The organism is Mesorhizobium loti R88b, from assembly GCF_013170845.1.
Taxonomy (GTDB): Bacteria; Pseudomonadota; Alphaproteobacteria; order Rhizobiales; family Rhizobiaceae; genus Mesorhizobium; species Mesorhizobium loti_B.
On sequence record NZ_CP033367.1, the window covers coordinates 6,634,273 to 6,656,591 of the forward strand.

At 61.7% G+C, this 22,319-nt stretch carries 19 protein-coding genes and 2 pseudogenes; 12 read left to right on the plus strand and 9 right to left on the minus strand.

The window, feature by feature from the left end:
- Positions 1 to 67: 67 nt before the first annotated feature.
- The 5 genes and pseudogenes from EB235_RS32145 to EB235_RS32160 all read right to left on the minus strand — a co-directional run bounded on the left by EB235_RS32145 (position 68) and on the right by EB235_RS32160 (position 5,123).
- Positions 68 to 1,411 (minus strand): cytochrome P450, encoded by a 1,344-nt coding sequence (locus tag EB235_RS32145; RefSeq protein ID WP_027033418.1) that lies wholly within the window; start codon positions 1,409 to 1,411, stop codon positions 68 to 70.
- Positions 1,411 to 2,235: an SDR family oxidoreductase gene (locus EB235_RS32150; RefSeq protein WP_027033417.1), complete on the minus strand. Its 825-nt coding sequence runs from the start codon at positions 2,233 to 2,235 to the stop codon at positions 1,411 to 1,413. Before EB235_RS32150 ends, EB235_RS32145 begins: the two co-directional genes overlap by 1 nt.
- Before the next feature lie 18 nt (positions 2,236 to 2,253).
- Positions 2,254 to 2,535: pseudogene (locus EB235_RS35215) on the minus strand (ferredoxin); the annotation flags it as partial.
- A gap of 1 nt (position 2,536) precedes the next feature.
- Positions 2,537 to 3,826, minus strand: a complete 1,290-nt coding sequence (locus tag EB235_RS32155) for a cytochrome P450 (protein WP_027033416.1) — start codon at positions 3,824 to 3,826, stop codon at positions 2,537 to 2,539.
- Between the two features lie 94 nt (positions 3,827 to 3,920).
- Complete coding sequence (locus EB235_RS32160; protein WP_027033415.1) at positions 3,921 to 5,123, minus strand: cytochrome P450; 1,203 nt, start codon at positions 5,121 to 5,123, stop codon at positions 3,921 to 3,923.
- A 790-nt stretch (positions 5,124 to 5,913) separates the two neighbouring features.
- Between EB235_RS32160 and EB235_RS32165 the strand changes: the two are divergent.
- Positions 5,914 to 6,297: pseudogene (locus EB235_RS32165) on the plus strand (Tn3 family transposase); the annotation flags it as partial.
- A 204-nt stretch (positions 6,298 to 6,501) separates the two neighbouring features.
- On the opposite strand, the gene EB235_RS32170 reads toward EB235_RS32165, so the two are convergent.
- Positions 6,502 to 6,981: a ProQ/FINO family protein gene (locus EB235_RS32170; protein ID WP_032926789.1), complete on the minus strand. Its 480-nt coding sequence runs from the start codon at positions 6,979 to 6,981 to the stop codon at positions 6,502 to 6,504.
- 690 nt (positions 6,982 to 7,671) lie between these two features.
- The gene (locus tag EB235_RS34940; RefSeq protein WP_027033412.1) at positions 7,672 to 7,863 is read right to left on the minus strand and encodes a hypothetical protein; all 192 of its coding nucleotides are present in this window, start codon (positions 7,861 to 7,863) and stop codon (positions 7,672 to 7,674) included.
- A 203-nt stretch (positions 7,864 to 8,066) separates the two neighbouring features.
- On the opposite strand from EB235_RS34940, the gene EB235_RS35155 reads away from it, so the two are divergent.
- Together EB235_RS35155 and EB235_RS32175 are read left to right on the plus strand one after the other, a co-directional pair.
- Entirely contained in the window at positions 8,067 to 8,381 is a 315-nt protein-coding gene (locus tag EB235_RS35155) for an aminotransferase class I/II-fold pyridoxal phosphate-dependent enzyme (RefSeq protein WP_263496943.1), read from the plus strand.
- Positions 8,284 to 8,841: an aminotransferase class I/II-fold pyridoxal phosphate-dependent enzyme gene (locus EB235_RS32175; RefSeq protein ID WP_027033411.1), complete on the plus strand. Its 558-nt coding sequence runs from the start codon at positions 8,284 to 8,286 to the stop codon at positions 8,839 to 8,841. The genes EB235_RS35155 and EB235_RS32175 overlap by 98 nt, the downstream gene beginning before the upstream one ends.
- Positions 8,842 to 9,488: 647 nt before the next feature.
- Here the strand turns inward: EB235_RS32175 and EB235_RS32180 are convergent.
- Complete coding sequence (locus tag EB235_RS32180; RefSeq protein WP_027033410.1) at positions 9,489 to 10,484, minus strand: LysR substrate-binding domain-containing protein; 996 nt, start codon at positions 10,482 to 10,484, stop codon at positions 9,489 to 9,491.
- 103 nt (positions 10,485 to 10,587) lie between these two features.
- Between EB235_RS32180 and EB235_RS32185 the strand changes: the two genes are divergently transcribed.
- The 9 genes from EB235_RS32185 (at position 10,588) to EB235_RS32225 (ending at position 20,914) form a co-directional block, all read left to right on the plus strand.
- Positions 10,588 to 12,120 carry an ATP-binding cassette domain-containing protein gene (locus EB235_RS32185; RefSeq protein WP_080680414.1) on the plus strand — a complete coding sequence of 511 codons (1,533 nt, stop codon included), beginning with the start codon at positions 10,588 to 10,590 and terminating at the stop codon, positions 12,118 to 12,120.
- On the plus strand, positions 12,117 to 13,121 hold the full coding sequence (locus EB235_RS32190) for an ABC transporter permease (RefSeq protein ID WP_027033408.1): 1,005 nt from the start codon (positions 12,117 to 12,119) through the stop codon (positions 13,119 to 13,121). The genes EB235_RS32185 and EB235_RS32190 overlap by 4 nt, the downstream gene beginning before the upstream one ends.
- Before the next feature lie 28 nt (positions 13,122 to 13,149).
- On the plus strand, positions 13,150 to 14,106 hold the full coding sequence (locus EB235_RS32195) for a substrate-binding domain-containing protein (protein ID WP_407660607.1): 957 nt from the start codon (positions 13,150 to 13,152) through the stop codon (positions 14,104 to 14,106).
- Between the two features lie 63 nt (positions 14,107 to 14,169).
- Positions 14,170 to 15,063 (plus strand): amidohydrolase family protein, encoded by an 894-nt coding sequence (locus tag EB235_RS32200; RefSeq protein WP_027033406.1) that lies wholly within the window; start codon positions 14,170 to 14,172, stop codon positions 15,061 to 15,063.
- A 34-nt stretch (positions 15,064 to 15,097) separates the two neighbouring features.
- Positions 15,098 to 15,850, plus strand: a complete 753-nt coding sequence (locus EB235_RS32205) for an SDR family NAD(P)-dependent oxidoreductase (RefSeq protein WP_027033405.1) — start codon at positions 15,098 to 15,100, stop codon at positions 15,848 to 15,850.
- Between the two features lie 19 nt (positions 15,851 to 15,869).
- Complete coding sequence (locus EB235_RS32210) at positions 15,870 to 16,709, plus strand: transketolase (RefSeq protein ID WP_106406568.1); 840 nt, start codon at positions 15,870 to 15,872, stop codon at positions 16,707 to 16,709.
- A complete protein-coding gene (locus EB235_RS32215) occupies positions 16,706 to 17,728 on the plus strand; it encodes a transketolase family protein (protein WP_027033403.1) in 1,023 nt (340 codons plus the stop codon). The genes EB235_RS32210 and EB235_RS32215 overlap by 4 nt, the downstream gene beginning before the upstream one ends.
- Positions 17,729 to 18,533: 805 nt before the next feature.
- Positions 18,534 to 20,069, plus strand: a complete 1,536-nt coding sequence (locus tag EB235_RS32220) for an AAA family ATPase (protein WP_027033402.1) — start codon at positions 18,534 to 18,536, stop codon at positions 20,067 to 20,069.
- The gene (locus EB235_RS32225; protein WP_027033401.1) at positions 20,069 to 20,914 is read left to right on the plus strand and encodes an HNH endonuclease; all 846 of its coding nucleotides are present in this window, start codon (positions 20,069 to 20,071) and stop codon (positions 20,912 to 20,914) included. Before EB235_RS32220 ends, EB235_RS32225 begins: the two co-directional genes overlap by 1 nt.
- 426 nt (positions 20,915 to 21,340) lie before the next feature.
- Here the strand turns inward: EB235_RS32225 and EB235_RS32230 are convergent, their stop codons facing one another.
- Positions 21,341 to 22,243 carry a restriction endonuclease gene (locus tag EB235_RS32230; protein WP_027033400.1) on the minus strand — a complete coding sequence of 301 codons (903 nt, stop codon included), beginning with the start codon at positions 22,241 to 22,243 and terminating at the stop codon, positions 21,341 to 21,343.
- Between the last annotated feature and the right edge of the window lie 76 nt (positions 22,244 to 22,319).

Below are 22,319 nucleotides of genomic sequence, written 5' to 3' on the forward strand. Positions count from 1 at the left end.
GCCAAGTGCAGCATTGCCGCGCGTCGCCGGCGCAGCTGCCTCGCCACACGGGGCATGCGATGCCAGCTCATGAGAATCCGATGCGGATTTTCATGGACGGATGTGCGGTCGGGAAATAGCGCCGACCTTTTTCGACGGCGCTCAGCAACCGCGGCCGCACCCCGGCCTTGTGCATGGTCAGTGCCAAGGCGATGCAGAACTGCACCATTTCCAGCCATACCAGGTGGTAACCGATGCAGACGTGTGGGCCGGTACCGAACTGCAGCATGTCCACCGGCCGGATCGGCTCCGTGCGTTGCAGCCACCGTGCCAGGCGGAACTGATCAGGCGCCTCGTGCAGCAGCGCAGAGGTCGAGAAATGCAGCAGCGGGATGCACAGATGGGTGCCCGCAGGAATGCGCCGTTGGCCGAGTTGCAATTCCTGCAGCGCGCGACGCGGCAGGAGCGTGGTCGCCGGATGCACGCGCAGCGTCTCGCGGAACAGCGCCTCGGCGACCGGACACTGCGCCAGGTCCGCGTGCCGGGTCGGCACCGCGCCCACGCGTTGCGCCTCCTCGACCAGGGCGTCCCACAGCCCAGGCTGCCGCGCCAGCTCGATCACCATCCAGGCCATCGTCGAGGCGGTGGTGTCGTGGCCGGCAAGCAGCAGCAAGCGGATATTGGCGACCAGGACGTCGTCGGAGAGCGCATCGTCGCCGCGATCGAAGGCGCTCACCATGTCATTGATCAACCCAGTGCGCGCGGCATGCGCGCGCGCGTCGCGGACGAACTGGCGCAACTGCGCGTCGATCCAGTCGCGGGCGGCGCGGCCGCGCCGCAAGGGGAGTCCGGGCAGGTCGACCGGGGGCGCGACGATCAACTGCAGCAGTTGCCGGTATTTGCGATGCCATCCCGGCAAGTCCTGCGCTGGGATTCCCATGAGGCTGAAGATGAGCTTGAGCATCAGGTCGCCGGTCTCGCGCAGGATGGTTACGTCGCCGCGGTCGCGCCACGCCTGCACCCGCGCCTGGATGACGGGCGCGAACAGGTTGCCGATGCCGGCTTGGGTCAGCCCCTTGGGCAGGAACGCCGCCTTGATCGCGTCGCGCGCCTGCCGGTGCGCGCCGCCGTCCTGGGCGACCAACGTTCCGCCAAGCAATTCGGGCGCGATCTCTTCGATCAGCGCCGAGGACACGTCCTTGTGCCGGAGCAGTGCAAACGCATCCGGATCCACGCAGGTCATCAGGTGTCCGGCAGGGCCGAAATCCAGCCAGAAGTGGCTGCCCAACGTCCGTTCCGCGCGCCGCAGCAGGCGCGGCAGGTCGCATACGATGGCGGGAAGATGTCCGACCAGGGGGAAAGCGCCGGGCACGACCGGGATGTCGTCCCGCAGCCGGTGCCGACGGTCCAGCGGGTTGAGCAGCATGTCCATCAGCAGCGCGGCCCCGCGGCCGCTTTGGCGGTGTCGCCGGCAGGCCGCGCGGCGCGGCTGTTGCCACCGTCGGCGTACGTCGGCACATGCGCCAGCATGCCGCCGTCGATGCACAGGACCTGGCCGGTGATGAACGCAGCATCGTCGGAGAGCAGGAACGCCACCAGCGCGGCCACGTCCTCGGGGCGGCCGACGCGCTGCAGGAGTTGGTGCCGGCTCAGATGCCGTTGCATGCACTCGTCCAGCTTGGCGAGGAGACGCTCGGTCATGATGAGACCCGGCGCAACCGCGTTGCAGCGGATCTGCGCATGACCGTACTGGGTGGCGAGCGAGGCCGACAGCATGTTCATCGCCGCCTTCGACGCGGCGTAGGACGTCTGCGCGGTGTCACCGCTGAGCCCCTGGCACGACGACATGTTGACGATCGCGCCACCGCCGCGGGCGATCATTCGTGGGATGGCCTGCCGGCAGCAGAGCAGCGTGCCGCGCAGATTGGTCGCCATGGTCTGATCCCAGACCGCCAGGTCCAGGTCGAGGATCGTGCGGTCGCGCGGTGTCAGATGCATGGCGCTCGCGTTGTTCACCAGCAGGTCGACCCCACCGAAGTGCCGCTCCGCCGTCTCGAACAGCGCTGCCACCGCCTGCGCATCGGCGATGTCCATGGCCAGGGCCAGCGCGTGGCCCGCTTCGGCCGCGATCTGCGCGGTGCAGGCGACGGCCGCCGAGCCATCAATGTCGGCCACCACCACTCTGCCGCCCTCGCGCGCGATGGCGAGGGCGCATGCCTTGCCGATGCCGGCGCCGGCGCCGGTCACCACGGCCACCTTGCCTTCAAACCGTCCTCCTGGGTTGCGTTGGTCTTTCGCGGCATGCCGCTCAGCCTGCGCCGGAGAAGGCGCAGGGTCGGCGCTGGCGCGCTCGCCAGCGTCGCTTTCGATGACCCGAATGGCGGCGACCGGACACTGGCTGGCCGCGAGCCGCGCGGCGGCGTGCAGCGCCTGCGGGACCGTCGCCACGCACACTTCCGCCACGCCGTCCGGTTCGCGCTGGCGAAAGGTGCCCGGCAGCGTCAGCACACACTGCCCGGTGGTTCCGCATAGATCCTGATCGATCACGACGCGCATCTCAGCCCCCCTGAGCATGCAGTCGCACCGGCAGCGCGCGGAACGTCCTGAGGAACGCGGATGGCTCCCGGGTCGGCTGCTCGGCCAATGCCAGCGTGGGGAAGCGCGCCTCGATCCGCGGCAGGCTCTCGGCCAACTGCACCCGGGCCAGTTGCGCACCGAGGCAGAAGTGGATGCCGTGGCCGAAGCTCAGCATGATCTTCCCATCGGTCGACATGCCAGGAGTGGTGCCGTAGAACCGCGCGGGATTGAAGCGGTCGGGATCGGCGAAGGCGTCCGGGTCGCGATTGCCGGCCGCGATCAGCACGCGCACGTCCGCGTTCTTCGGGATCACCACGCCGCCCAGTTCGATGTCGCGCTGGGCGATACGCGGAATGGAGCTGAACATGGCAGGCGCGTCGCAGCGCAGGACTTCTTCGACGAATGCCTTCACCCCCACGGCGTCTCCCTGCAGCCAGTGCCGCTGTTCGGGATACGCCAGCATCGCCAGGACCGCATGGTCGATGGTCGCAGCAGTGGTGGCGAAGCCGCCCAGCAGCATGCCCCACAGCATGCTGATCAACTCCGCATCCGACAGCGTGTCGGCATCCTCGTCGTGTGCGCCGACCACCATCGACACGATGTCGTTGCGGGGATCAGTGCGCTTGCGCTGTATGAGATCGCCGAAGTAGGTCTGCACCCTGGCGCTGGCCGCGTCCGCCGCGGCGAGCTGGGGATCACTGGCGCGTGGGCTCAGGCCTTCCAGAATGGCGCCGATGCCGGCGGCCAGCCCGAACATGTCGTCCTGGGGCATGCCGAACAGTTCGGCGAAGACCAGCATGGGCAAGGCCAGCGCGAATTCCCAATGCAGGTCCACCGCATCCCCGCGCTCCAGCGCGGGCGCCATGCCGTCCAGGCGCGCCGCGACGATGCGCGCGATGCTCGGCCGCAGGTTGTCGATCTGGCGCATGGTGAAATCGCGCGAGATCAGCCGGCGCAGACGCGTATGCGTCGGTGGTTCCTTCATCGCTAGCGTGGACGCGAGGAGATTGAGTGACAGGCTGGTCTCCGCACGCGGGAAATAGCGCGCCAGTTCGCCCGGCGCCGGTCCCCGAAACACATCGCCCGTGGCCTTGAGCGCCCAGTAGATGTCGGCGTGGCGGCTCAACAGAAAGAGGCCCGACGCCGCACGATGCACCGGATCGTGCTCGCGCAACCACCGCATGAACGTATACGGGTCTTGGATACACGCTGGCGACGCAAGTTCGGCGAAGGCGTCCCGGCATGCTGCCGTGGTTTCTTGCACGTCCATCTTGGTTACCTGTTGGCTGGCTGATCTGACCGGCGCGTGCTAGGCGCGCCGGCAAATTGCGGAGAAGATCGCGATTCCGGGCGGCGTCCGCGCGTCACCAGAGCACCGGGAACTCCTCGAACCCGCCAGTGATGATCTCCTTGCGCAACTTCAGTTCTTCGGGCGCCACGGCCAGGCGCAGCGCGGGAAAGCGCTGGAAGATCGAGCCGACCACCACCTTGAGTTCCAGCCTGGCCAGCGCCATGCCGATGCAATAGTGCGGCCCGTGCGAAAACGTCAGGTGCGGATTTTCGTCGCGTCCGATGTCGAAGATTTCCGGGTCGTCGAAATGGCGCGGATCGAACGACGTCGCCGGCAGGCCGACCAGCACCTTGCTCTCCGCGGGAATATGCACGCCCGCGATAGTCACGTCGGTCCTCGGATAGCGCATGATGCCGTCCCAGCCCGCGCCCGGCGGGTACATGCGCAGGATTTCCTCCACCGCCTTGTCCACCAGGGATGGATCGCCGACTAGGCGTTCGCGCTGTTGCGGATGGCGGAACATGGCCAGCAGGCCGAATTCGATCTGCGCGACGGTGCTCTCGTGCCCCGCCACCAGCATGCCCGCCGCCAGGCCGATCGCCTCTTCCTCGGTCGCATTGCCCTGCTCGACCGCCGCGAGCAGATCCGTCAGCAGGTTGTCGCCCGGATCCTGGCGCTTGTCCCACATCTTGCCGCGAATGTAGGCGCGCAGTTCTTCCCAGGCCAGGCGCGACGCGCTGCGCGGGCCGCTTTCATGCTGGTGCGTCATCACTTCGTCGGACAGCCCGGCGAAAAAGGCGTGATCCTCGTAGAGCACGCCCATCAGCGCGCTGATGACCATGGCCGGCAGCGGAAAGGAGAGGTGGCGCCTCAGGTCGGCGGGCTGGGGCTGGGCCGCCAGCGTCTCGAACAATTGCGCGGCGATCGCCTCGACCTGCTGCGCGAGCAGCTTCACCCTGCGGTTGCTGAAGGCCGGCGCCACGATCGTGCGTAACCGGGCATGCTCGCCCCCCTCGTGCGAGACCAGCCACCCCGGCGAACCGAGAATCACCGAATCCGGGGTGAATGCCGCCGGCGGCATTCCCGCGGGCCGGAACGCCGCGTCGGACAGCGCCGCCTTGGCCTCGTCGTAGCCTGTCACCCACCAGCCTTCGTGCCCGGACGGGAAGCGTACGCGGTGGATCGGACCGTTGGCGCGTAGCGCCAACATCTCAGGCGAGGGCTCGATGTGATCGACGCGCCACATCGGCAGCGTCGGCAAGGGTTGTTCGGACATGGTGGCACTTCACTCTCTAAGCGATGGAAGGGCGGAAGGCGCTGCGGGCAGCGAATGATTACGACGGCACGTAGACGTCCTCCGGGGAGTAGCCCGACTCGATGTCAAGATCGGCCAACGTGTAACTGTCTAGGCATACCGCGCGGCGAGATGCAGAACTTTATCCTGCGCCTTCGAGTTCAGGATTAAGGCGAGTGTGGTGGGCCCTTGAGTCGCAGCCGGCCATCAAGATTTCCTGCGCAAGCGTCGACAAGGTTGGCAGCCTGTTTGGGTACGGGCGGTTTCGCCAAGGCCCCCTTGCCATAGGATGCTATCTGATGCGGATTTGACATTATGCTTTTCTTTCTTCGTTCCATCGATCGCGGTGTCATCCACGAAATGAAGATCGGTCGTCGGCTCCCGGCTCCCAACGAAGGAGTTTCAAAACTCGTGCCAATTTGGCCGACCCAGCAGAAGAAAAACATTGTGATTGCTTTTCAGGGGATTAGCCTGAGGCAGACAAGAGCTCGATGAAATAGCCCGGTGTCGCGGACCCAACAAAGGCGACAAAACAGTGTCGGATAGTATACGGTCGTCAGACGCCAGACCGGCGACACCTTCTTTATTAGTTGTCCTGTCGTGGAATGATGGCAGGCGACCTGACCGTATTGCCCCATAGGAGGGGCTCCTGGTTGGCTCAGGGGTCACGTGCTTGCTCCGGGCGCGCTCGAGGCGGCTTGCGGGCTCGTTGCCAATGCAACACAGGCGATCCGCAACACCGCCATCTGGGGCGAAGCCGGCACGGCCCAAGAAGTTCGGCGCTTGGGACGGCAACCTGATGACGGAATGGCATGTCCGCTATGGCGGTCGCGCCGTGATGATCTACTGGCATGTCGAAAAGGGCTCGACCTGCATTTTCTCGCAGCTCAAGCGCTGTTCGTCTTCGGAGGTCGCGGCGATGACCAAGGTCTTGCTGCGACATTACACCAACGTGGAGATCCAGCGCCAATATGTCGACAGCCATGGCCAGAGCGCCCTCGGCGTCCCTTTTGCCGCCTGCTCGGGTTCAACCTGCCGCCACGCCTGAGGGCGATCGCCTGGCAGAAGCTGGCGCTGCCAGGCCTGCGCGCTGAATTGCCAAATGCTTCCCATTCTTTCCAAGGTCCTCACTTGGGAGGAGGTCGAGCAGCAGTATGGCCACAGTCAATCTGGGCCGGCCAGAACGACATCGGAATAGCGTCCGGCCTTCGTTCATCTCGAAGAAGGGATGACCGACCGGTCCGTTTTTCGCGCATGCGGCAGCTCCATTGCGATCGCGGCAATTTGGATTGGCGCGGGCGCCATGTGCTCCGACCCCGAGGGGCTGTCCCGGTCGACAAGAGCCATCGCTCAGCGGCGATCAAGTCATCGGCTTTCGGAATGACCGGCGACGCTTGGTCTCAACGACTACGCCGGTCGGGCTGTCGGCCGTATTCTTCGCCTTGAACACGGCGGTTCGCTTCGGTTTTGGTTTGGGTAGCGCTTGAGGCTCTGCCCTTGGCTCCGGCGTTTGCTTGCTCTTTTGTTTGTCCTTGCGGGCGCAAAGTAAAGCCTTGGCGGTCGCCGCGTCCGCATCCGAGACCATGCCGGCCGGCTTGCCATTGAGATCGATCCGTGCGGCGCCGGCATCCAGTCTTGCCAAGTATCTGGCCATCTTGGTATACGCCAGCAGGGCTCTCCTCAATTCATCATCAGACAGTTCGCCGTCGAGCACTCGAATGTCACGATGGATGCCGATCTTGAGCGGCCTGGGCGCTTTCGGATTGAACGCCGCAGGCCACTTGGCCGATAGATAGCGGAAAAGCTGTGCAGGCGATTTGCCTCGGCTACAGCTCAACATCATAAGCCTCGCCCCATTTTTTCGTTTCCAATTTGGACCTTCCTAGCGCTGATATATGCAATGATTATGGGAAAATGGGCATTCGCCCCGCAGGGCAAAGCAGCGGCCGCCTCCTCATTCGGACAGACGAAGTGCCTGGTGGACCGAGCAGGATCGGCACCAATCACGCCGAGCCGTCCGGATTAAGTTCACAGCCATACAGCAGGGTCGGTGGAACGCTGTTTCCCCATTCTCCGCCAACCATTGACCCTTGGCGGCGCATCTGAAACGCCGGCAGCGAAAAGACTCCCTCCGCTGAGGGCCGTCGGCGAGTAGGACCCGAAACCGTCGCGGCTCCCCTCACCCGTTCGGCCGTTCCGTAGTACCAGCGCGTCGCGCAGCGCGAAAGCTATTCAGGCGACCGTTCCGTGATCTCGGCCGGATCGACGCCGTCCTGGGACAGGAAGGCAGGCGAATGGCTGGCAAAAAGCGTTCCGCCGTAAACCGGCGTCGGTCACCAGAACCTGGCGGAACTGCCGGGCGGCGGCCTTTCCGGAATAGCTGCCGCCGATGACAATTGGCGCAGCGAAATTCGGAAGATTGCGAGCGACAGGCTTCGGACTCCCATTCGATTGCCGACTCGGCTCATGCATTGGCGGGCACTGAGAATGTTTGCACATCACGTTGATGGTTACCGCCATGGAGATCGCCTCAGAAGCGGCGCCCAATCGGAAACATTAGCACCTGCGCGTTTTGGCTCGGCTGCTTGAACTCCTCGACGGCAACTGCCTCAATTAGCAGATCCAAGGCTTCGCGCCCCCTCTGGCTCATCGGGTCATCGCCTCGCAGATAATGATACGCTCGATCTAGATGCACTCGCGCGGCAGAAAAATCGCTTGTCATATGACCCTCTCAGTTGCCGCCCGCGTTAGCCGTCTACGAGGTGAGGGTCACGCAATCGTCAATATCCACAGACGGATTTGATTTAAATCGCAGATGATCCGGGAGAAACCAAACACCGGCTTGTCCTATGCGAGTGCCCCTTGATTATGTCGCCGGCGGCCCGGTGGACTCTGCAATAGGGTTGCTAAAGCGAGCCTGCCAATATGTCCCCAGCATCCTCCAATAAGCCGTCCCGAGTTTCTGGTCAGTCCAGCACTTTTGCGTCCGACGCTGGATACGGCGATCCACGTGGTGCGCGCGTCCTGCGGCTGGCACTTGCCGATTATCTAGCAAGCGATCGTGGACTTGCGGCCTCGCCTGATGAGATACTGGTGACAAGGGGCAGCCAGATGGGGCTGTTCCTGGCAGCGGCTGCGGTTATTGACCCTGGCCAAGCCATTGCCGTGGAGGTGCCAGGCTATCCTCTGGTGGACGGCGTTTCGGGCAGCAGGCGCCAGAATCATCGCCGTACCAGTTGACACCCAGGGTATCGACGTCACGCAACTCGAAAATATCGCCCAGCAGGAAACGGCCCCGAAAGCGATCTATGTCACGCCACACCATCAATACCCGACGCTCGGTGCCGGTCGCCGGCTAAAACTGCTCGACATCGCGCGAAAGCGTGGACTGGTCGTCATCGAGGACGACTATGATCACGAATACCGATTCGAAGGACGACCCGTGCTGCCGCTAGCCGCACGGGCGCACCCGGAACAGCCCACCGTCTATGTCGGCTCCCTGTCCAAGCTGCTCACACCCGCTATCCGGATCGGATATATAACCGCGCGGCCGAACATCCTGGCGCGTATAGCCGACCGGCGAGAGGCCATCGACCGCCAGGGAGATTTCCCACTCGAACAAGCCCTGGCCAGGCTGATTGGAGACGGAGTGTTGCAACGGCACCCGCAAGGCCCGACGCATCTACGCGTCGCGGCGTGATCTCCTGGCCGAGGAAGCCAGCCGGCATCTCGGCGACGATGTCATGTTCGACCTCCCGGCGGGTGGCCTGGCACTCTGGTTGCGCCTGCGAAACGGGCTGAGCGGGGAAACCTGGGCCGCGAACGCGGCCAGCGCGGGCCTTGCCATCACGCCCGGGATTCGCTTTGCACTCGACCCCGCGAACGCGCCCGAGGCATTCCGGTTCGGCTACGCCCGTCATGAAAGCCGAACTTCAGCACATCGTTCAACTGCTTTCGCGCACGCGGCCGAGCCGATAGCGGTGCAGCTCGGCCGAGAGAAAAAATCCTGTCAGTCTTTCCAGAAGGTTCCTAGGCATCTTCGTCACAGCCCGAATTTGCTCGGCCGCCCTGCGATACTCATTCGATTTAGGGCCTTTGCCCCAATGAACCCGCCCGCAGACCACGGTCGGCGTGTCGGGATTTCAGATAGCCACCACGGAGGCGGAAAGATATCCGGTCGACTTCGTGCGTATTATGACCTCCTGTTTCGGTGGAATTGGCTTTGCCTCCTTGCGACAGGACCACCGCATGGTGCGCCTCGACCTGCTGAGAACGTTATTGTCGCCATGCGCACAAGGTCAACTTGGCCGTTCTGAAAAACTCTAATACGGGATCAACATTGTTGTATCACGCCATTGGTGTGGCTCTGTCATCCTGCGCGCCGAAATGCGGCCGTCGCTCGAACGATATGTGGAGTTGCTTCTCCAACAGAAAATGGCGAGCCAGATCGGTATCACGCTTTCCGATCCGTGACACCCATTCCGAAAACAGGCGAACCGCGCGCCGGTTCATATGCCGCGAAGGACAGACCAGCCAATAGCCCGGAAACTCTATGACGTCGAACTCGGTTGAGACCGGCACCAGGGAGCCCGACACCAGGTCCTCGAATGCGATCGATGTGCTCTCCAGGACCACGCCTGCCCCATCCTTAGCCAACTGAACCGACATCGATGAACGGTCAAAACGATAGGGATAGGTCATGCGGGCCCCCTGGATGGCGTTGCGCGGCAGCCAGTAATCCCAACGGAAATAGGCCTTCACACTGTCGATCAATCGCGCATGGCGAAGCTGCTCGCGCGGATCCGGCGAGATCGCGTGCAGTTCGGCAAGATAGGAAGGCGAGCACATCGGCAGGATCAAGTCGTTGACGACGCAATCGGAATAGAGGCCGGCCCAGCCGCCGTCGCCGTAACGAAGATCGAGATCGATGACCTCCGTTTCGAAGTCGGAGAAGTTGGGTGTCGCGTCGACCCGCAAATTCCAGCTCGGATAGTCCTTGCTGAACTCGGCCAAGCGCGGTGCCAGCCACTTCTCACCGAAAGAAGGACTGACACGGATGCTGAGCTGGAAGCTCTCACGCTGCCGCACGATGGCGTTGCGCACCTCGCGGATGGATTCGAAAGCCTGGGTGGTGGTCTGAAAGAGCCGCTCGCCGTCGATCGTGAGCGAAAGATGACGCTTCTCGCGTTGAAAAAGCCGCACCCCGAGCTGGTGTTCGAGCAACCGCAGTTGCTGGCTGACCGCCGAAGGTGTCACGCGCAATTCCTGCGCGGCCTTCGCCACGCCTCCGAGACGCGCGACCGCCTCGAAATGGGTCATGGAATTGAACTTGAAATCCGACATCGTGCTCGTCAGTTAAGCTTAGCTACACAAAATGTTAAGAAACGAGAATTGAGCCGAATGTCAATCGGTCGCATGATCCTTCGGTATTGGGAGGAGATAGAGGATGGAACCGGGTTCAGCTCAAAGCTTGGGCACTACCGGCAATTTACCGGGCGTTGGGCTGGCATCAGCCAGGAAGACGCTGATCGAAGCTTCCAACGTCGAGAAGAGCTACGGCGCGACGCGGGTCCTTCGGGGCGTCAGTTTTCAGGTCCGGGCTGGCGAAATCCATGCGCTCCTGGGCGGCAACGGCGCCGGCAAGAGCACCCTCATCCGCATCATCACGGGGCTGACCTCGCGCGATGCCGGTGGGATTGACCTGCGCTCGTCGAAGGCCGACCGCACCAGCCCGATCATCGCTGTGGTGCATCAGGAGCTGGCGCTGTTGCCCGAGCTATCGGTGGCGGAAAATATCGGCATTGTGCATGCCAGGTCAGGCTGGTCGCTGATCAGCCGTCGCCGCATGCGCGAAATTGCGCTTGGTGCGCTCCGCCTGATCGACCCAGCGATCGGCGAAGAAATCATCGATTTGCCGGCACGCAAATTGTCGCTTCATGAGGGCCAGATCGTCGAGATCGCTCGTGCGCTTTCTACTGGAGCGGAAGTGCTGCTTCTCGACGAGCCCACGGCCAATCTCACCGCCGGCGAGACGGCCAAACTCTTCTCGGTGCTGAAGCGGCTGGTGCGCGAGGAAGGCATCGGCATCGTCTTTGTGTCTCACCGTATGCGGGAAATCCGAGAGCTCTGCGACGTCTGCACTATTTTGCGCGATGGCGTCACCATCGCGAATGCCGCGCCCCTCGCCTCGCTCAGCGACGGGGAGATCGTCCAGCAGATGGGACAACCCACGCAGCGTCAGGCCACGCACCGCAACCCGCAGCAGAACCCCCGCCAGGGCTCACCAATCGAACTCCTTGGCCCAGGCGACGTCCGGATCTCAATTTTGTCCGGCACCATCCTGGGACTGGCCGGCGCACCCGCGGGTCCGACCGGTCTCATTGCTGCCCTTGTGGGCGCGGGACCCGGCGCTGGTTGGCGCCTCTCCGGCGAAGGCTTCGGGGACCGCTTCCCGTCCCCGGCGGCAGCGGCGCGCGCCGGCATAGGCTTTGTCTCGGGCGACCGGGCGACCAAGGGTATCCTTTCGCAGCTTCCGATCGTCGACAACGTGCTCGCAGCGCGCAGGGTTCGCGAGAGGCGGCGGATCGTCGCCGCGGCCGAGAGGCAGGAATGTCGCGATCTCGTGTCGGCGCTGAAGTTGAAAGCCGGCTCGATTTGGGACCTGCCGGCCTCGCTGTCCGGCGGCAATCAGCAGAAGCTTCTGGTCGCACGCTTGCTTGGGCTGCCGCTGCGCATGGTGGTGCTGGAAGAGCCAACGCGTGGCGTCGACATCGGCACCAAACATGACATTTACGGCTTGATCCGGCAGATGGCCGACGCCGGCGCGATCATCATCTGGTGGTCGACCGAGAACGTCGAACTGCTCGAGCTTTGCGACGCCATCTTCGCCTTCGACACCGATGGGCGGCCAAAGGGATTTCTGCCTGAGGATCGCTATACCGAAGGCGGGCTCGCCGAACTGACGGGGATGGCCGCATGACCGACGCAACCAACGGCACCACGACAACCAACAAGCTCCGGACCACCAGGTTCCGCGTCCCAGCAGTTCTCTTTTCGTACCGCACCGAAGTCGCGATTGCCGCGGCAATCGTCGTCCTGCTGCTGGCCGTCGGCATGTTCGTGCCCGCCGCACTCAGCATGGGCAATTTGCAAAACATTATTCAGGCCGCCGCGCCTCTAATCATTATGTCGCTTGGTGTTTTGCTGGTCGTTGTCACCGGCGGCATCGATCTTTCGGTCGGCTCAGTTTTCTCCCTCACCGGAATGGTAACCGCGCTGGCGATGGCCAGTGGCGCTGATGGACTGACCGCGAGCGCTGCCGGCCTGGCGGTCGGCCTTGTGTTCGGGTCGATCAATGGTCTTCTGGTCACGGTCGTTGGGCTCGCGCCTTTCGTCGTCACCCTCATCACCTACGCGGTGGCGGGCAGCCTTGCCTTCATCGTCACCAATGGTCGCTCGATGCCGATCGGTGCGCCGGATTTCTGGCTCCTAAATTCGGGCGAGATCATTCCCGGCATACCCAACCATCTTCTGTTCTGCATCGTATTGATGGTCGCGCTGGAATACGTGCTGCGCAAGGTCGTCGTCGGACGCTGGTTCTATGCCGTCGGCTCGTCGGCAATTGCTGCCCGACTGCTCGGCATCCCGGTTCTGCGCATCAAGTTCGCGGCCTACGTCGCATCGAGCCTGCTTGCCTCTTTCGCCGGGCTGCTGACCGTTAGTTACATCCTTAACGCCGAAGCCACGGCCGGCGCCAGCCTGATGCTGCAGGCGATTGCCGCCGTCGTCATCGGCGGGGCAAGCCTCTTTGGCGGGACGGGCAGTGCGATCGGCGCTGTGCTCGGCGCGCTGATGATCACCTGCATCCAGAACGGCGTGAACCTCATCGGCGTGAACAGCTTCTGGCAGGGGTCCGTCACAGGCGCCGCAATCCTGCTCGCGGTTCTGATCGACCGCTTCAGCAACAAGAACCGAATCTAGATCATCAACGGGAGGAACCAAAATGAAAATGAAGACAATCCTGCTTGCAGCATTGGCAGCGGCCGCACTGTCCAGCGCATCATACGCTGAAGACAAGAAGACCGTCGCCTATATCGCCCCATCGCTGGACATCTCTTACTGGCAATGGGTCGGCTACGGCGTGAAGGAGAAGGCCAAGGAACTCGGCATGGACTATGTCGAGTATACGTCGGAGAATTCGCCTGCCAAGCAGATGGACAATGCCAGGACAGCCGTCACCAAAGGTGTCTCGGCCATTGTGATCGGCCCTGTCAGCTCGACGTCGACACCACCGCTGCTCGACTATCTGGCGAAGCAGAAAGTGCCGATCGCCTTTGCCGGCATCGGGCCACAGCCGGGCCTCACGAACTATACGTCCTCGGTCACCGCGAACAACTATGAGACCGGCAAAGCGCAAGCGAAATTCACCTGCGAGCTCGCCAAGGAGCGTGGCAGCAAGAAGGTCGGCATGCTGTCCTTGCCGCAGGATCGGGAGAATGCGCAGAAGTACCTCAAAGGCGCCAAGGAGGCGTTCGCGGCTGCAGGCTGCGACCTCGTCCAAATGCTGGAGACGCGGGGCCTGACGATCAGCGAAGCTGTAACCCAGGCAAATGACCTCTTGACGGCCAATCCCGACATCAAGGCCATTTACGGCATGTATGACGAAGCTGGCACCGGGGCCGCCAAGGTGGTCGAAACCCGTGGCCTGAACGGCAAGATCGGCATTACCGTCGCCGACGGCTCGCCAACCACGATTGCGCTGCTCAAGAAGGGGGCGATCCAGGGCATCTTCTTCCAGGAGGCTGTGGGCCAAGGTATCGACGGAACCCAACAGGTCTACAACGCACTGACGGGCGCGCCGGTGACCCAGGACATGGCATTGGTCATGCCTCTTGTTACCGCCGACAAGGTCGACAGTCCTGAGGCCAAGAAGGTCATCGCCCGCGTTTTCCCCCCGAGCAACTGACCGCCACCCAGTGGACCCGCCGGCTAGCTGGCGGGTCCTGAACCCGAGCGAGGAATCCCGACCGTGGCCGAGCTGCCGTTCATCGATCCGCACCATCATCTGTGGGACCTGGAGACCAATTACTATCCCTGGCTGACCGACGGGGTTAAGCCGTCGGTTTTCGGTGACTACGAGGCGATCCGAAAAAGCTACCTTCTCGATGACTATCTGGAAGACGCTAGGAACCAGAACCTGGTCAAATCGGTGCATCTCGATGTGGGGTTCAATCCCAGCGATCCAGTGGGGGAGACTCGCTGGTTGCAGGAGATCGCGAACAAGCGTGGGTTTCCCCACGGCATCGTCGGTTATGCCGACCTCTCCAAACCCGATGTGGGCGACCTTCTCGACCAGCACATGGAGTATCCGAACTTCAGGGGTATCCGGCAGTCGATGAATTACCATCCCGACTCCGCCAAGACGTATCAGGCCCGGCCTGAAGTGAGCCGGACGCCACAATGGCGGCTAGGATTTGGCGAATTGGCGAAACGCCGGCTGAGTTTCGACCTGCAGCTCTATTATCCGCAGATGGGTGAGTTCCTTGAGCTCGCGCACGATTTTCCCGACGTCCAGATCATCCTCGACCACACCGGAATGCAAGTTGATGGCCCTGAACATTTCGGGGCATGGAGAAAAGCCATGCACAAGTTGGCGCAGGCGCCGAACGTTTCCTGCAAGATCTCGGGTCTCGGCATGGGCGACTGGCGATGGACCACTGCATCGATCCGTCCCTATGTCGAGGAAGCGATCGCCGCGTTCGGCGTCGACCGCAGCATGTTCGCGACGAACTTTCCGGTCGACAAGCTGTTCTCGAGCTTCGACGCCATCGTTAATGCCTTCAAGGAGATCACGAAGGCTTACCCCCATGAGCAGCGGCTTGCGTTGTTCCACGACAACGCCGCCCGGTACTACCGCCTTTAGACCATTCGTCGCGTAAACAGCAGGAGACTTTGACATGTTGCTGAAGGGCAAGGCCGCGGTGATTTCGGGTGCCGCGAGCCCTAGAGGAATTGGCCGCTCCACGGCAACGCTGATGGCCGAGCAAGGCGCGCGCATTGCCATTCTTGACCTCGATGAGGGACAAGCCCGTGACGCAGCCGCGTCGCTTGGGCCCGAGCACATTGGTCTCGCCTGCAATGTCGCCGATCTCGATGCCTGCAAGAAAGCTGCTGCGGAAGTGACTGAGGTCTTCGGCAAGGTCGACGTGCTGTGCAACATTGCCGGGATCACGCAGCCAGTAAAGACACTGGATATCGGCCCCGCTGATTGGGACCGGATCCTCGATGTCAATCTGCGCGGCGTTCTCTATCTCAGCCAGGCCTTCATCCCGCATATGCGCGAGAATGGCGGCGGATCGATCATCTGCATGTCGTCGGTTTCCGCACAGCGCGGCGGCGGCATCTTCGGCGGCCCACACTATTCGGCCGCCAAGGCGGGCGTGCTCGGGCTTGCCAAGGCCATGGCGCGCGAATTCGGACCCGACGGCATCCGCATCAACTGTGTCACGCCCGGGCTCATCCAGACCGACATCACCGGTGACAAACTGACCGACGCCATGCGCGCCGATATCATCAAGGGTATCCCGCTCAGTCGGCTGGGCGATGCCCGCGACGTGGCGGGCGCCTATCTCTTCCTCGCGTCCGATCTGGCCAGCTACATCACCGGCGCCGTCATCGACGTCAATGGTGGGATGCTGATCCATGGCTGAAGGGACAACGGAGATCGATATGCCTCGGGCCGGCAGCAATGTCGGCCTTGCCGAACGTGCCTATCGTATCCGTCGGCATGCCGTGCGCATGGGTCAAGTCCAGGGCCAGGGCTATGTCGGACAGGCTCTGGGGGTCGCCGACGTGCTCGCCGTCGCCTATTTCCATGCGCTTCGTTACCGGCCTACCGACACGCGTTGGGAGGGGCGCGACCGTTTCCTGCTGTCGATCGGACACTACGCGATCGCGTTGTACGCCGCGCTGATCGAAGCGGGCGTGCTCCCGGAGGAAGAGCTCGAAACCTATGGCACCGACGACAGCCGCATGCCGATGTCCGGCATGGCGGCGTATACGCCCGGCATGGAGATCACCGGCGGGTCGCTCGGCCACGGCCTTGGCATTGCCGTCGGCATGTGCCTGGGGCTGAAACGCAAGCGGAGCGGCAGTTTCGTCTACAATCTGATGTCCGATGGTGAGCTCGGCGAGGGCTCGACCTGGGAAGCAGCGATGTCGGCCGCACACCACAGGCTCGACAATCTCATCGCCATCGTCGACTTCAACAATCAGCAAGCCGACGGCCCATCGACCGCGATGCTTTCCTCCGAGCCGGTGACCGACAAGTTCGAGGCGTTCGGCTGGCACGCACAGCGTGTCGACGGCAACGACATTGAGGCAGTCCGCATGGCCTTCGATCTGGCGCGCGGGCTTAAGGAACCTCGCCCGCGTGTCATCGTCTGCGACACTCGCATGGCCAAGGGCGTGCCGTTCCTTGAATCCCGCGACATTGCACACTTCATTCGGGTCGAGCCGCATGAATGGACGTTGGCCCTCGAAGCTTTGGAGAGGGGACGTTCGCATTGAGGCTGTCAAAGTTCGCGCCGCGCCACGCCGTCAACGCGGGTGAGCGCAAAACGACGTCGGCAATGATCGCCTCGATTGCGCCCGATGGCATTGCGACCCGCAACGCGCCGTTTGGGCACACACTTGCCAGATTGGCACACGAGCGGCTCGGGATCGTGGGTTTGACGGCTGATCTTGCGAAATACACCGACCTACATGTCTTCGCGCAGGAGCATCCGGATCGCTTCTACCAAATGGGCATGGCGGAGCAGGTGCTGATGAGCGCTGCCGCTGGCCTGGCGCGGGAGGGTTTCACGCCCTTCGCCACGACCTACGCTGTCTTTGCCTCGCGACGTGCCTACGATTTCATATGCATGGCGATTGCCGAGGAGAACCTCGACGTCAAAATTGTCTGCGCTCTGCCGGGATTGACCACCGGCTACGGCCCCAGCCACCAGGCGACGGAAGACATCGCGATTTTCCGCGGCATGCCGAACCTGACGATCATCGATCCATGCGACGCGCTCGACATCGAACAGGCCACGGAGGCGATCGCGGACTACAAGGGGCCGGTCTACATGCGGCTGTTGCGGGGCAAGGTCCCCGTCGTGCTCGACGAATATGATTACACATTCCAGATCGGCAAGGCGCGGCTGCTGCGCGACGGTGCGGATGTGCTGTTCATTTCCAGCGGGCTGATGACCATGCGCGTGCTGGAGGCCGCGAAGGCGCTCGAAGCGGACCGCATCGACTGCGCGGTGCTGCACGTGCCGACCATCAAGCCGCTCGATACGGACGCAATCCTTGCCGCCGCGCGCCGGGCTGGACGGATGGTGGTCGTTGCGGAGAACCACACGATGATCGGCGGGTTGGGCGAAGGTGTCGCTGGCCTGCTGATGCGCGAGGGCGTGACCCCTGTCTTCCGCCAGATCGCACTGCCCGACGAATTTCTCGACGCCGGCGCGCTACCGACACTTCACGACCGCTACGGGATCTCAACATCAGAGATCGTGCGCCGCGTACGCAAGTGGGTGAAATAGATACGAGGTCCTGACGCGTAACCAGGCTTGGGGTCTGACCCTATGGTGCCAATGTGCCCCTGAAACGCGGTTTCTAGCGTGAAGGCGATCCGCGGCATGGTCAGCGCCGGGAATGCTCCCTGACGCGTCGCTCCTGCGATGCTTTCTCCGGCAAGCGATCGCGCGTCAGCCAGGCGAGCATGGCTCGTGAAGCAACGCTCCCCTCGCGCATCCCGGTCTTGTACTCCCTTCGCATGTTCTTGGCGAGCTCGACCAATCGCAAGACAGCACGCTATGGACGGGGCCGCCCCCGCTGTAGTTCGGCGATGACAGATCGACCAAATCGTCGAGCGCGCAGGGCAGCCGAGGCAGCACTGAAGTTCCCCACTGCCATTTATGCGACTTTGGAGGGCGCTTGCGTTGGTGCCAGGCGGCGCGTCACTGTCGCATTTCTGACTTGCTGCGCCCTGTCCTCCGAAACGACCTTGGCGACATTTCTACTTTGCTGGCAGCGCGACATTCCAACTTGGTTGCAACATGGAAGCACAAATCGCGAACACCCAAGGCCGGCGTCTGTTCGAATGCCTTAAATCCTTGCTGTAGCGCGGTGGAGTCCGACATCGTCAACGCTGAAACCGGTCGTACCGGAACACAGGGCTCGATTTCCGCTGGATCAAGTGTGTCGAAATAGGCAGAGGTTGGCACTGCGCAAGCCCACCCGGACTCCAAGAAGCCCACGCATCATGAATTGTTCCTTTCCGGTCAGAGGTCTGGCGCTCCCTGCCATTGCAATGGTATGGCTACAACAAGAGTCTTGGGGGCGACTTTGTTCTTTACGGTATTGGCTGCGGGCGTACGCCCGCCAAGTAATGCGCGTTCACGCGCGTTTCTGGTCACGGACAACTGGGACGACTGGTTCGAATTTTCGACCATGTACTTCCTGACCTATGTCGATACTGCTGGCGAGCAGCACGATATCGGCTCCGTAAAAATCGGCCAGGTCGGGATGGAGAAAGGTCAGCGCCGCCCAAACATCCCTAATCGTTTCGATGCCTTGGATGACCCGTTCTTTGCCTTAGGGCAGGATGACACGTATTACGCGGGGTTGAACGACCTAGGTCCAGAGCTTCGCGACCGAATCCTCGAAGGCCTTCGAGATGTCGCGCTTGATGCAGATCTATTTGAGCGGTCACTCGATGAACGAGTCACCGGAATATCCTTACTCCGCTCCGTAACCCCGCAAGCTGTAAGAGGTCAGTACCGTCGTATGGCTCGTGGTGGCGCGCGTGTCACGCCATACGAATTGTCCTACACAACTGCCCGTGACCGCCGCTCGGACACGAGTCGGATCGAGTTGACGTTTGCGGTGTCTCCTGAAGTTCAGCCGCCAACCAACATACACGTGATCACCGGCAGGAACGGCGTCGGCAAGACCCACCTGCTCAATTCCATGACTGAGTCCATTCTAAACGACGGCGAACGCGCAAAAGGGAGGTTTGTAGTCAACCATGACGGTGACGACACTGGTACGTTCACCGGCCTTGTCTCAGTGAGTTTTAGCGCGTTCGATGATTTCACACCGCTCAGCGTTCCGAGAGACAAGTCTTCGGGACTGCAATACTCCTACATCGGTCTCAAGAAAGTCGGGCTATCTCCTGAGGGAAAGCCGCTGGCGCCGAAGAGTCCCAACTATCTAGGTCGGGACTTCGCCGAAAGCGTCCAGATTTGTCGGCGCGGTGCGAGGGCCTCTCGGTGGAGACGCGCCCTCCAGATGCTTGAGGCAGATCCCATTTTCAAGGACGCTGATGTGGCGCAGCTGGCAGCAGAGGATGAAGATGACGCCTCCTCAGAAGCGTCACGCCTATTCGGGCAGCTCAGCTCGGGTCACAAAATCGTTCTACTGACGATTACCCGTCTGGTGGAAACCGTTGAGGAGAGGACACTCGTCCTTCTGGACGAACCTGAAGCGCATCTCCATCCACCGCTATTGTCGGCATTTGTCCGAGCCCTTTCCGACCTCCTGATCAACCGCAACGGCGTCGCGATCATCGCAACACACTCGCCTGTCGTTCTGCAGGAGGTGCCAATGAGCTGCGTCTGGAAAGTTCGACGAAATGGACGAACTGTGATCGCGGAGAGGCCCGAGATTGAAACCTTTGGAGAAAACGTCGGAATACTGACCAGGGAAATCTTCGGCTTGGAGGTCACCGATTCGGGCTTCCACAAGATGTTGCGGGACAAGGTGGAGGAGGGTGGAGACTTCGAAGACATCCTCGAGCATTTCGGTGGTCGGGTTGGCTTGGAAGGCCAGGCAATCATTCGGGGCCTCATCGCCGCACGCGATGCGGACGGTCACGAATAATGTGGAAACTACCAAAGCCGGAACTTACTGCCGAGGATGTTTTCATCACGGCTATCAGTCGCGTTGCCGATGTTGGTCTAAAAGGGCGACTTGAGAGCGTCACCGCCACGATCATTCAGGCCTCAATCGACTTTGACGAGGCAGCGTCCAACAACGAAATTCATACTATCGAGCCTAGCCCAAACGTCGACGGCGTGGTGACAATCAAGGAGATGTCGGGCGTGTACGCCGGAAGAATGGTCGCGAGAGGGAGCCCGGGGCGAACTATCTATGACGAGCTACTGGCCGCACCTAAATATGGCCGATGTCCTCTATGCGGGCAGCATATTGTGTCCACTCTCGATCACTACCTTCCAAAAACCCGCTATCCAGCGCTCGCGGTAGCTCCCTGGAATCTTGTTCCTGCCTGTCATGACTGCAACAAGGCGAAATCTGATACCCGGCCGCTGACGGCGGATGAAGAGGCGTTTCATCCATATTATGACGACATCGACGGTGATCTCTGGCTGGTAGCCCAGGTCGTCGAAAGTGCGCCCGCTGCACTACGCTTCCTTGTTTCGCCTTCACCTGGATGGAGTGACACGCTGACGGCCCGGGTATTGCGTCAATTTCAAATGCTGAAACTCGCGCGACTATATGCTGCCAAGGGGGCACAAGAGCTGACCGACTTGCACAACCTGCTAAGGACACATCTTGCCAATGGCGGCCCAGACGAAGTGCGTCTGCTCCTGCAGCAATTCGCGGATAGCTGTCGGGCGGCGAATATGAACGCATGGCGCACGGCAACGTATCAGGCCCTGGCGAACAGTGACTGGTACTGCCAAGGGGGCTTTGCGCACGTGTAGGTCGAAGTCCATGCCGGTGCCACTTAGCACCACTTAACCAAAAGGCGGCTCCGAGGACAGAACACCTAACGGGCGTCTGGGTGATACCGAACGGAGACCTCGTTTGGGTATACGCCGAGTTAGTCGCCGAAGCCGATCACCTCATCCACCAAGGCCGCAGGCCTCTGCTTTCGAGGTCCTCACCGCTCGACTATTTGAAATCGAGTTAATCGGCTCAGATCCTGTCATTGAAGCTGCGAGGCAATCTGCGGAAGTGCTTTGGCTTCGCACGCAGCTGAAGATGCTAAGCCGAGGCAGGTCCTCTAAGACCTCAAACAGAATTTTGTCTCTGCTGCACGGCGTGAAATAGCTGTGATCGAGAGCTTATCGTCACCGAAGTTCTTTGCCTGAATCGTATGCTCCGGTCGCACTTGCAGCAGTCGGCTGCTACGCCGGGAACAGAGTCCGCACACGTGCGAACGGGTTGCGATACTCCGAGGCGTACCGAGCCTTGGCAACGATGATGTCGGGAAACGAAATCCTTCGCTTCAACGCATCGAAAATGTCCATCCCGTCGGCGAGAATAATTCGCCTGGCTGTGAATGCCTCGAGAGCTCCATCCGTAAAGCCTTCGAAGCTGACGAACAACCCTCTCGTCCCTTCGAGACGCTCGCTCAGTTTTCCCTGAAAGGCATGTAGGTTTTCAGCTCCAGTCTTCGCACGATGCCACTTCGCCTCGAGGAGATATGTGATTGCGCCATGTTGGAACGACCCGTCGATCTGCTCGCCCGCCAGCCGGGACCCTTCCCTCGCGTCCATATCCCAGGCATTAAACAATGCAGTCAGGAGGCGCTCGAAGTGATATCCTCGAGCGTGAGGCTCATCCGTCATCGCAAAGAGCGCTATAAAGTCGCGTTCGAGACGATCAAGTGCGGCATGATCTGGGCCTGCCTTCGTTGCGGAATGTGATTGTGCGGGGGACGAACCGACATTGATGTCGAAAGAGGGCAATAGGGCCCCACCCAGTCTCTCGACAATCGAACTGAGCCGCGCTCGGGCATTGACAACGGTCTCCGGATCTCCCCTACTGATGCGGATGGTTTCGCGGTATTCCCACAATGCCGTCAGTGCCCGGACAATGGCTCGTGGGTGTCCAATCGTCAGAAGCGCCCGCAGGCGCTTCCCCTTGCTTCCACTCCCAGATGCATACGCATCATCGTAGATGTCGATACCGACCTCCCTACGGAAGAAATCGTCAAATGTTGCGTTCGTGAAATCGAGTACCCATCCGGAGCTTATTCCGAACAGATCATCCACCAGTTTCAGTTCGACAGCTCTGAGCTGATCCATCGCTATGGTCCCTTGATCCGCACCAAATGTCTACGATGAATGGTTGCATTCTAAAATCTCGGAAACCGCAATCCTT

What these genes read in the sequence shown, in the direction of transcription:
- EB235_RS34940 (WP_027033412.1), bottom strand. Translation starts at nt 7,863, where the DNA reads ATGACAAGCGATTTTTCTGCCGCGCGAGTGCATCTAGATCGAGCGTAT.
- EB235_RS32190 (WP_027033408.1), top strand. Translation starts at nt 12,117, where the DNA reads ATGACCGACGCAACCAACGGCACCACGACAACCAACAAGCTCCGGACC.
- EB235_RS32230 (WP_027033400.1), bottom strand. Translation starts at nt 22,243, where the DNA reads ATGGATCAGCTCAGAGCTGTCGAACTGAAACTGGTGGATGATCTGTTC.
- EB235_RS32145 (WP_027033418.1), bottom strand. Translation starts at nt 1,411, where the DNA reads ATGGACATGCTGCTCAACCCGCTGGACCGTCGGCACCGGCTGCGGGAC.
- EB235_RS32180 (WP_027033410.1), bottom strand. Translation starts at nt 10,484, where the DNA reads ATGTCGGATTTCAAGTTCAATTCCATGACCCATTTCGAGGCGGTCGCG.
- EB235_RS32205 (WP_027033405.1), top strand. Translation starts at nt 15,098, where the DNA reads ATGTTGCTGAAGGGCAAGGCCGCGGTGATTTCGGGTGCCGCGAGCCCT.
- EB235_RS35155 (WP_263496943.1), top strand. Translation starts at nt 8,067, where the DNA reads ATGTCCCCAGCATCCTCCAATAAGCCGTCCCGAGTTTCTGGTCAGTCC.
- EB235_RS32170 (WP_032926789.1), bottom strand. Translation starts at nt 6,981, where the DNA reads ATGTTGAGCTGTAGCCGAGGCAAATCGCCTGCACAGCTTTTCCGCTAT.
- EB235_RS32195 (WP_407660607.1), top strand. Translation starts at nt 13,150, where the DNA reads ATGAAGACAATCCTGCTTGCAGCATTGGCAGCGGCCGCACTGTCCAGC.
- EB235_RS32185 (WP_080680414.1), top strand. Translation starts at nt 10,588, where the DNA reads ATGGAACCGGGTTCAGCTCAAAGCTTGGGCACTACCGGCAATTTACCG.
- EB235_RS32155 (WP_027033416.1), bottom strand. Translation starts at nt 3,826, where the DNA reads ATGGACGTGCAAGAAACCACGGCAGCATGCCGGGACGCCTTCGCCGAA.
- EB235_RS32210 (WP_106406568.1), top strand. Translation starts at nt 15,870, where the DNA reads ATGCCTCGGGCCGGCAGCAATGTCGGCCTTGCCGAACGTGCCTATCGT.
- EB235_RS32225 (WP_027033401.1), top strand. Translation starts at nt 20,069, where the DNA reads ATGTGGAAACTACCAAAGCCGGAACTTACTGCCGAGGATGTTTTCATC.
- EB235_RS32160 (WP_027033415.1), bottom strand. Translation starts at nt 5,123, where the DNA reads ATGTCCGAACAACCCTTGCCGACGCTGCCGATGTGGCGCGTCGATCAC.